Origin of the sequence: Thiomonas sp. (assembly GCF_034007205.1) — a bacterium.
Taxonomy (GTDB): domain Bacteria; phylum Pseudomonadota; class Gammaproteobacteria; order Burkholderiales; family Burkholderiaceae_C; genus Thiomonas.
The window spans coordinates 96,542-104,899 of sequence record NZ_JAVERI010000012.1 but is presented as its reverse complement, the minus strand read 5'-3'; the positions used below and the strand labels follow the sequence as shown (position 1 = coordinate 104,899).

At 62.6% G+C, this 8,358-nt stretch carries 8 protein-coding genes and 2 tRNA genes; 3 read left to right on the top strand and 7 right to left on the bottom strand.

Annotated elements, in window-relative coordinates:
• Positions 1-307 precede the first annotated feature (307 nt).
• The 3 genes from RBR52_RS11235 to RBR52_RS11225 are packed head-to-tail and all read left to right on the top strand — an operon-like array spanning position 308 to position 2,335.
• Complete coding sequence (locus RBR52_RS11235; protein ID WP_320377348.1) at positions 308-700, top strand: NifB/NifX family molybdenum-iron cluster-binding protein; 393 nt, start codon at positions 308-310, stop codon at positions 698-700.
• Complete coding sequence (locus RBR52_RS11230; RefSeq protein WP_413818319.1) at positions 697-1,707, top strand: pyridoxal phosphate-dependent aminotransferase; 1,011 nt, start codon at positions 697-699, stop codon at positions 1,705-1,707. Before RBR52_RS11235 ends, RBR52_RS11230 begins: the two co-directional genes overlap by 4 nt.
• On the top strand, positions 1,700-2,335 hold the full coding sequence (locus RBR52_RS11225; protein ID WP_320377346.1) for a class I SAM-dependent methyltransferase: 636 nt from the start codon (positions 1,700-1,702) through the stop codon (positions 2,333-2,335). Before RBR52_RS11230 ends, RBR52_RS11225 begins: the two co-directional genes overlap by 8 nt.
• A 468-nt stretch (positions 2,336-2,803) precedes the next feature.
• Here the strand turns inward: RBR52_RS11225 and RBR52_RS11220 are convergent.
• The 7 genes from RBR52_RS11220 to pgsA all read right to left on the bottom strand — a co-directional run bounded on the left by RBR52_RS11220 (position 2,804) and on the right by pgsA (position 8,208).
• Positions 2,804-2,879 (bottom strand) — tRNA-His (locus RBR52_RS11220).
• A gap of 61 nt (positions 2,880-2,940) precedes the next feature.
• Positions 2,941-4,860 carry a SurA N-terminal domain-containing protein gene (locus tag RBR52_RS11215; protein ID WP_320377345.1) on the bottom strand — a complete coding sequence of 640 codons (1,920 nt, stop codon included), beginning with the start codon at positions 4,858-4,860 and terminating at the stop codon, positions 2,941-2,943.
• A gap of 159 nt (positions 4,861-5,019) precedes the next feature.
• Positions 5,020-5,095: transfer RNA gene (locus RBR52_RS11210), tRNA-Val, on the bottom strand.
• A 54-nt stretch (positions 5,096-5,149) separates the two neighbouring features.
• Positions 5,150-5,422 carry an HU family DNA-binding protein gene (locus RBR52_RS11205; protein ID WP_320377344.1) on the bottom strand — a complete coding sequence of 91 codons (273 nt, stop codon included), beginning with the start codon at positions 5,420-5,422 and terminating at the stop codon, positions 5,150-5,152.
• A gap of 184 nt (positions 5,423-5,606) precedes the next feature.
• A complete protein-coding gene (locus RBR52_RS11200) occupies positions 5,607-6,710 on the bottom strand; it encodes a tartrate dehydrogenase (RefSeq protein ID WP_320377343.1) in 1,104 nt (367 codons plus the stop codon).
• 20 nt (positions 6,711-6,730) lie between these two features.
• Positions 6,731-7,633, bottom strand: a complete 903-nt coding sequence (locus tag RBR52_RS11195) for a DMT family transporter (RefSeq protein WP_320377342.1) — start codon at positions 7,631-7,633, stop codon at positions 6,731-6,733.
• The gene (gene pgsA, locus RBR52_RS11190; RefSeq protein ID WP_320377341.1) at positions 7,630-8,208 is read right to left on the bottom strand and encodes a CDP-diacylglycerol--glycerol-3-phosphate 3-phosphatidyltransferase; all 579 of its coding nucleotides are present in this window, start codon (positions 8,206-8,208) and stop codon (positions 7,630-7,632) included. The genes RBR52_RS11195 and pgsA overlap by 4 nt, the downstream gene beginning before the upstream one ends.
• Positions 8,209-8,358 lie beyond the last annotated feature (150 nt).

Genomic DNA, 8,358 nt, shown 5'->3' with positions numbered 1-8,358 from the left:
GCTACGCGCTCCTTCCAGCGAGCCCGGCGCAACCCCTCCCACCTTCGACTCATTCAGCATTTCACGACTCCTTCTTCAGACACGATTGAACCCCAAATTCGTGTCCAGAAAAATCGGGGCCGGGACAAGAGCAAGCCTGTCGATGGCTTCTTTCGATCCGATGCGTCCGCTCGGTTAAGATCGATCGTCAAATTGAATCGTTGCTTCCCAAAGCCGACGGGGTATCGTCAGATGGGGACACGGCTCACGTTCAGGCGCGTTTGAGTTTGCGCCTCGCTGCGAACACGACATCCCTCGGAGGCCTTCATTGAAAATCGCCATTACCAGCCAGAATCGCAAGCAGGTCACCGCGAATGCCGGGCGTTGTCGGAAGTTCTGGATCTACGAGATCATCGAGGGCCGGGTCGTCGACAAGACCTTGCTGGAATTGCCCTTGGAGCAGTCCTTCCACGCAAGCCCGCCCGATGCGCCTCATCCCCTGGATGGGGTGCAGGTGCTGATCACCGGCGGCATGGGCCAGGGGATGGTGACGCGCCTTGCGAGCAAGCACATCGAGGGGCTGATCACCACGGAAACCGATCCCGACCGGGCCGTGGCGCTGTACTTGGTCGGCAGTTTGCCCCAGGGCGAGCCGGAAGCGGGCACAGTGCCCCGACAGATGCAGCGCGAACAGCAGGTCCGGGAAAAGGAGCAGCCCTGACATCCCTGAGCGAGAAAGGCGGAGGCTCTTTCGGCGGCATCAAGCTGCTGCTGTGCGAAAACCCGCTGCCGCCGATCGACGAGGCCATCACCGCCGCGCAGACCGAGGTCGCACGCAGCAACTACTATACCGAACCATATTCCGCTCCGCTGCGCCGGCTCATCAGCGAGCAGATCGGCGTGCCCGAACGCCTCATCCACATCAACGCCGGCTCCGAACTCATCCTGCGGCAGATCTTCGACCGCTTCGGGCAGCGGGTCCACCTGCTGACGCCGACCTACGTGCTGTTTCCCGAAATCGCCCAGCAACATACCGAACAGCGCCTGCTGCCGGAGCAGGACTTCGCCTTCGACCTGCGCGAGCTGGTGATTCCGAACGACACCACCCTCGTGGTGATCGTCAATCCCAACAACCCCAACGGCGGCATCTTCGACATGGCGCCGCTGCCGGAGCTGTTGCGCCGCCATCCGCAGACGCGCTTCCTGGTCGACGAAGCCTTCATCGGCCTGGCCGGACAGTCGGTCGCACACCTCGTCCCCGAATTCCCCAACCTGCTGGTCACCCGCACCCTGTCCAAGGCCCACAGCCTGGCTGGTTTTCGTGTCGGCTACGGCATCTTTCCCGAAGCCGTTGCCGACGACTTCAACCGCCACAATGATGCGTATCCGCTCGCCCGTCCCAGCCAGGCGGCGGCCATCGCGACACTGCAGCACGAGGACCAGATTCGCGCCCGCGCCGCCCGGTTGCAGGCCTGGACCGAGGAACTCGCTGCGGAGCTGCGCGCGCTGGGCGTGCGCACCTTCCCGACGCAGACCTATTTCTTCCTGGCCGATTTCGCGCCGCACGATGCGGCCGCGGTCGCCGAGCAACTGCGCAGCCGCGACATCCTGATCAAACCGCTGAACGACGCAGCGCTCGGTCCCGGCTATATGCGCATCACCACCGCGCTGCCGCAGGACAATCGACGCTTCGTCGACACGCTGCGGGAGGTGCTTTCCCATGCCTAAGGCCGCCCCCTTCGAGAAACATCATCTGCGCTACGAGGCCTGGTTCGGCGAGCATGAGGCCGCTTACATCTCGGAGCTGCTCGCGCTGCGGCCTTTTGTGCCTTGGGAAGGATATGGCCTGGAGATCGGGGTGGGCAGCGGGCGTTTTGCCGCCCCGCTGGGCATTCGGGTCGGCATCGACCCCTCGCCGGAGATGCTGGCCTATGCCACCGCGCGCGGCATCGAGGTCGTGCTGGGCACGGCGGAAAACCTGCCTTTCGAACACGATACCTTCGACCATGCGCTGGTTGTGACCGCCATCTGTTTTGTCGATTCCCCCGAAAGAATGCTGGCCGAGGCGCGTCGCGTGCTCAAGCCGGGCGGGCGCCTCACAATGGGCTTCATCGACCGCGACAGCGCCCTGGGGCAGGAGTATCTGGCGCATCAGTCCGAGGATGTGTTCTACCGCGAGGCGACCTTCTATTCCGCTACCGAATTGGAGCGCTTGCTCTTGGAAGCGGGATTTTCGATCCAAGCCTGGGGGCAGACGCTCGCGCATCCGCTGCCCAAGACGCGGGAGATCGAGGCCCTGCGGCCGGGGCGCGGGCAATGCGCCTTCGTGGTCGTGGCCGCGAGCAATGAAAAATGAGCGTGCCTGACGCAACCGCCTGTGCTGGCAGTGATTTTCGCCTATGGGCTGCTCGGCAGTTTCATCGCAGCCGCAGCAAGAAATTAGCGACAGGCCTTCAGGCCTGTCGGTCCAATGTGTTTTGAAAGGGGTTTACATCCCCTGCCAAAACGGTCACCGAAACCTCGGCCTTCAGGCCGAGGTCTGCGGCTCCCACCGCCCTGAAGGGCGGGGTTTCAAACCGAAGTCAGTTCTACGATGAACACTGAACATTGGGGGCTGATATCGATCCTGGTCAACGGCGCGCTGGCAGGTCACGACAACCAACGCAACGACGAAGAGGTGGAAAGGCTCTCAAGGAAACGCCGGACCGCCCCAAGTTTTCTTGACCCCCACGGGGGCGGGTCGGCTCGCCGACCCTGGGGGCACTGAAGAGTTCCCCGAAAAAAACAAACGCGCATCCAAGTGCGCGTTTTTAAGCTGTTTCTTTGGGGTGGCTGATGGGACTCGAACCCACGACGACAGGAATCACAATCCTGGACTCTACCAACTGAGCTACAGCCACCGCAGAAAAAAACATTTTATACGAAAGTCTGGTGCCTTTCGATTGCCAGCAGGCGCGTCGGTCAAGCGGCGGCTGGCTCGGACTTGGGTTTGTAGAGAACTTCCACGCCGAAACGCTTCCTCAAGGCTTCGATATAAGCGTTCATCACGCCCTGGGTCAGCGCCTGTTGTTCGGCGTTGGCGGCCGCGCCGATGAGTTGGGCGGATGGCTGGCCTTCGATCACCTTGTCGAGCTGCAGCACGGCATAGCCCTGTGCGCCAAGATCGACACCCGCCGTTACCGGCAACTTGGTGGGGTTCAAACCAAATGCCCGGGAAACGACAATCGGCGATACATCGGGGGTTGGCTGGGTCTGGCTGAGTATCAGCGGCGCGCCAAAGGGTGCTGTCGCGGGCGACTTCAGCGCCTGCTCTCCGGCCTTGCGGGCGAGCTTGGCCGCTTCCTGATCGACCAGAATTTCCCGCGCCTGTGCCTGCACCTGGGCAAAGGGCAGCGTCTGCGCCGCGCTATACGACAGCACGCGGGCGGAGGCCCAGACGTTGGGGGCAATCTGGATCGCCTGCAGATTGTGTTTATGGCGCAGACTGTTTTCGGAAAACAAGGCTTCGAGGAAGGTCTTGCTCGACAACGGATTGACTGTCCCTGGAGCGGCAGGCTGAGGCGTGCGGGTGACGTTGCTGGCCGTTTGCACCTTCAGATGCAGCTTGTCTTCGACGGGCTGAAAGCTCTCGGGGTGCTCGAATACCGCGTTGGTGAAGGTCTCCACGTCGGCGGCCATCTGCTTCTGCGCGGCTTGCTGCTGCAACTGTTTTTCGATATCGGACTTCACGGCGTCGAAGGGTTGCTGGGCGCCGGGCTTGATGCCGGTGAGTTCGATGATGTGATAGCCGAATTGAGTTTTGATCGGCCCGACGATGTCGCCGATTTTGTGCATGCCGAACACGGCTTCGGCAAAGGGCTTGACCATCGCACTGGCCGTGAAATAGCCCAAATCGCCGCCTTTATCGGCGGAGCCAGGGTCTTGTGAATCCTTGCGCGCCAGCGCGGCAAATTCGGCGGGATCGGCCTTCACCTGTTTGGCGATGGCCTCGGCGCGGGCCTTGGCCTCTTCCTGCTGCGCCGGAGTGGCATCGGCGGGAACGGCAATCAGGATATGACTGGCGCGGCGCTCGGCAGGGGTGGAGAACTTGGCGAGGTTGGCGTCGTAATAAGCCTTGGCTTGCTCGGTGCTGACTTTGATGCCTGCAGCGACTTCCGCGGCATCCAAAACCACATATTGAATATCGGCCGACTCGGGCTTTTGAAAACGGGAGGTGTTGTTCTTGTAGAAGGCCTCGACTTGCTGCGGCGTCACTTGCACTTGCGCAGCATAGTCAGAGGGCTTGAACAGGGCCAAGCGTATTTCACGCTGTTGGACCGCCGCCTTGGCAGCAGCTTCGGCCAAGGCTTGGCTGTCGATCACCGATCCGGCCAGGCCACTGAGTACTTGCTGCAGGATGAGCTGCTCGCGCACCTGCGCCTCGAACTGCGCGGTATTCATGCCCTGCGCGGCGATCAGGCTGCGATAGGCCTGCACATCGAAACTGCCGTCTGGTTTGCGCAGCGCGGCGATCTGCGGGATCTGCAGAATGGCCTGTTGCACTTGGGCGTCGGTGACTTCGAGATGTTCGCGCCGTGCTTCGAGTTGCAGCAGGGTCTGGCGAATCATGCCGTCGAGGGTGCGCATTTTCTGCTCGGGGGTGTCGAGCTGCTTGATGTCCACGGCGCTGCCGAGCATGCTTTGCAGGCGCGCGATCTCGTCGCGGTTGGCCGCGTCGAGCTGCTGCATGGTGATGGTCTGGCCACCCACCTTGGCCACCGCATCCGCACTGCCCTCGAAGCTGGAGTAGCCCTGAATGCCAAACAGCACGAAAGACGGAAAGATCAACACGAACAGCACGATTTGCATCAGCTTGCTGTGTTTGCGTATGGATTCGAGCATGATGGCGCTGTTTTGGAGAAGAGTGCAATGCGGTGGCTTGCCCGCATGGTTTGCCGTCGTTCAGGCCCGCCGGCAAGTGCGGGAAGACGGCATGAAGGCAATCAGAGAGGCTCTGAGAGGAATGACAAGTGTGATATCGACAAGCAGGGCAACAACCGATGGTGGGTGCTGAGGGGTTCGAACCCCCGACCTACGCCTTGTAAGGGCGCCGCTCTACCAACTGAGCTAAGCACCCGGTTTGTTGCCTGAGGACGGCCGCGTTTGGGTGCGCGCCTACCCTCTGGGCGAATTACTTGATGGCGTCTTTGAGTCCCTTGCCTGGACGGAACTTCGGAATCTTGGCGGCCTTGATCTTGATGGCCGCCCCGGTACGGGGGTTGCGGCCGGTGCGCGCAGCGCGCTTGGTCACGGCAAAGGTGCCAAAACCGATCAGCGACACGCTGTCGCCCTTTTTCAGGGTGCGGCGCACGGCATCGACCAGTGCGTCGAGTGCGCGACCTGCCTGGGCTTTGTTGAGATCGGCGTTGTTGGCGATGTGTTCGATCAGTTCGGCCTTGTTCACTTGTGTCCCTCTTCAGTCTGGATCGGTCTGGATAAAGCGCAACGCCCGCCCTGCTCAAAAACCGCGATTTGCGCGGGCGCGAAGCGGTAGTCTGGCGATTAGAGCCGGGAGCATTTGCCCGTGTCAATGCGGCGTGTCAGCGGCTGCGCTGCCTGCGCGCAAGACCGCGTATTCTAGCCATGAGTCAGATGCAATCGGCCACCGCCCGGCCCAGATCGACCGTGGTTGCGGTTCCGCCAAGATCGGGGGTGCGCGGTGCGCCGCTCTCGGGCGCGAGTACGGTTTCAATCGCACGCAATATGGCGTCGTGCGCGTCGCGATGTCCCAGGAAATCGAGCATGAGCGCCGCGCTCCAGATTTGGGCGATGGGATTGGCAATACCCTTGCCCGCGATGTCGGGGGCCGAACCATGCACCGGCTCGAACAAGGAAGGAAAACGCCGCTCCGGGTTGAGATTGGCCGAAGGCGCGATGCCGATGGTGCCGCAGCACGCGGGGCCGAGATCGGAGAGTATGTCGCCGAACAGATTGCTCGCCACCACCACGTCGAACGCCTGCGGACGCTGCACGAAATGCGCGGTGAGAATGTCGATGTGGAACTGGTCGCGCGTCACATCGGGATAGTCGGCGGACATGACCTGAACCCGCTCGTCCCAATACGGCATGGTGATGGAGATGCCGTTGGATTTCGTGGCCGACGTGAGGTGTTTGCGCCGGCGGCTGCGCGCCAGATCGAAGGCGTAGCGCAGCACGCGATCCACACCCACCCGGCTCATCACCGTTTCCTGGATCACGATCTCGCGGCCGGTGCCGGGATACATGCGCCCGCCGATGCTGGAATATTCGCCCTCGGTGTTTTCGCGCACGATCAGCATGTCGATCTCGCCCGGCGCGTAGGCGCTGCCGTCGCGCTTGACCAGCGGCGAGCGCACGCCGGGCATCAGCCGCGCGGGACGCAGGTTGACGTACTGATCGAACTCGCGCCGCAATTGCAGCAGCGAGCCCCACAGCGAGATGTGATCGGGCACGGTCTGTGGCCAGCCGACGGCGCCAAAGAAAATCGCATCATGCCCGCCGATCCGCTCCTTCCAGTTGTCAGGCAGCATCTGGCCGTGGCGCTGGTAGTAGGCGCACGAGGCGAAATCGAAATGATCGAGTTGCAGTGCAATGCCAAAACGGCAGGCCGCCGCGTCGAGCACCCGCAGGCCCTCGGGTACGACTTCCTGCCCGATGCCGTCGCCGGGCAGGACGGCGATGCGCAGAAGCGAGGTCGATGAAACGGTTGTCATGATGTCTCCCCAATCCGGGTTCAACGCCGAATCAACACCGTCGTCGGTTGCCGGGTCACGGCGATGACGCCGGCTGCGACCAGCGCCATGCCCGCCCAGGTCGTCGGGCCGAGCGTTTCGTGGAACAAGGCCCAGCCCATCAAGGCGGTGACGGGCGGCACCCAGTAGATCAGACTCGTCACCTGCACCGCGGCGCCGCGCTGGATGAGCAGATAGAGCAAGGCCCCCGCCCCCACCGTCAGCGCCAGTACCGACCAGGCCAAGGCGGCGATGAGCTGCCCGTTCCACACCACGGGCTCCATCTCCAACAGCGCAAAGGGTGCAGTGATGACCAGGGCTGCCAGGAGTTGGATCGTCAACGCCCCCCAGACCGAGGTCGGCTGGACAAAACGCTTTTGCCACAGCGTTCCGGCGGTGATGCTGCACAGGGCCAGCAGCGACAGCAGCAGGTTGTGGGCGCTGAGTTCTCCGCCATCGAGCTTGTGCAGCACCACCAGCGCCAAGCCGCCAAAACCCAGCAGCAGACCCAGCCACTGGCGGGCGTGAATGCGCTGACCTCCGGCCGAGACCAGTACTGCCGTCAACAGGGGCTGCAAACCCACGATCAACGCCACCGTTCCCGCCGGTATGCCTTGCTTGACCGCCGCCCAGACCCCGCCCAGATAGCCCGCCTGCAACAAGGCCCCGACCACGGCGAGATGCAGCCATTGCCTGCCGCCGCGCGGCCAGTCCGTGCGCAACCAAGCGGCCAGCGGCAGCAGCACCAAAAGTGAAAAGGCATAGCGCAGGCTGAGAAATTTCATCGGCGGGGCGTAGGGCATGCCATAGCGGGCGACGATGAACCCGGTGCTCCAGATCAGCACGAACACCCAGGGCATAGCCCGACGCAGTATGGCGGGCGTGCCGACCGACGTTGCGTTCACGTCAATTTCATCCCCGCCAGCGCGATGCGGAAGTAGTACAGCATGGAATAGAGCGTGAGCACGGCCGCCACCCAGATCAGCCACTGACCGATTCTCACCGTATCCACCTCGCCGAACAGGACGCCGCCATACAGCAGGAAGGGAATGGCCACCATCTGCACCGCCGTCTTGACCTTGCCGACATAGCTCACCGCCACCCGGCGCGACTGGCCGATCTGCGCCATCCATTCGCGCAGCGCGGAGATGGCGATTTCGCGGCCGATGATGATGAGGGTCACCAGGGCATCGATGCGCCCGAGTTGCAGCAGAATGAGCAGGGCCGCAGAGACCATCAGCTTGTCGGCCACCGGGTCGAGAAAGGCGCCGAAAGCCGAAGTCTGGTTCCATTTGCGCGCCAGATAGCCGTCGAGCCAGTCGGTGATGGCGCTGAGAATGAACAGAATGGTCGCGGCGAGGTTGCGCTCGGGCAGGGTCATCCAGTCCGTGGGTAGAAAATACACCCCGACGACCAGCGGAATGGCCGCCACCCGCGCCCAGGTGAGCAGCGTCGGCAGGTTGAACGCGCGCGATGACATGAAAGCGAGATTGCGGAGTTGGAAAAATGGCGGTTCCCGTACTTACTGGAAGAACCAAACGGCCGTCCGTCGATTCATGCCGTCAATTCGGCGTCGCCATAGCCGCCATGATAGGGTGAAGACTTTGGCTTGCCCTTGCCGCCACAGGAA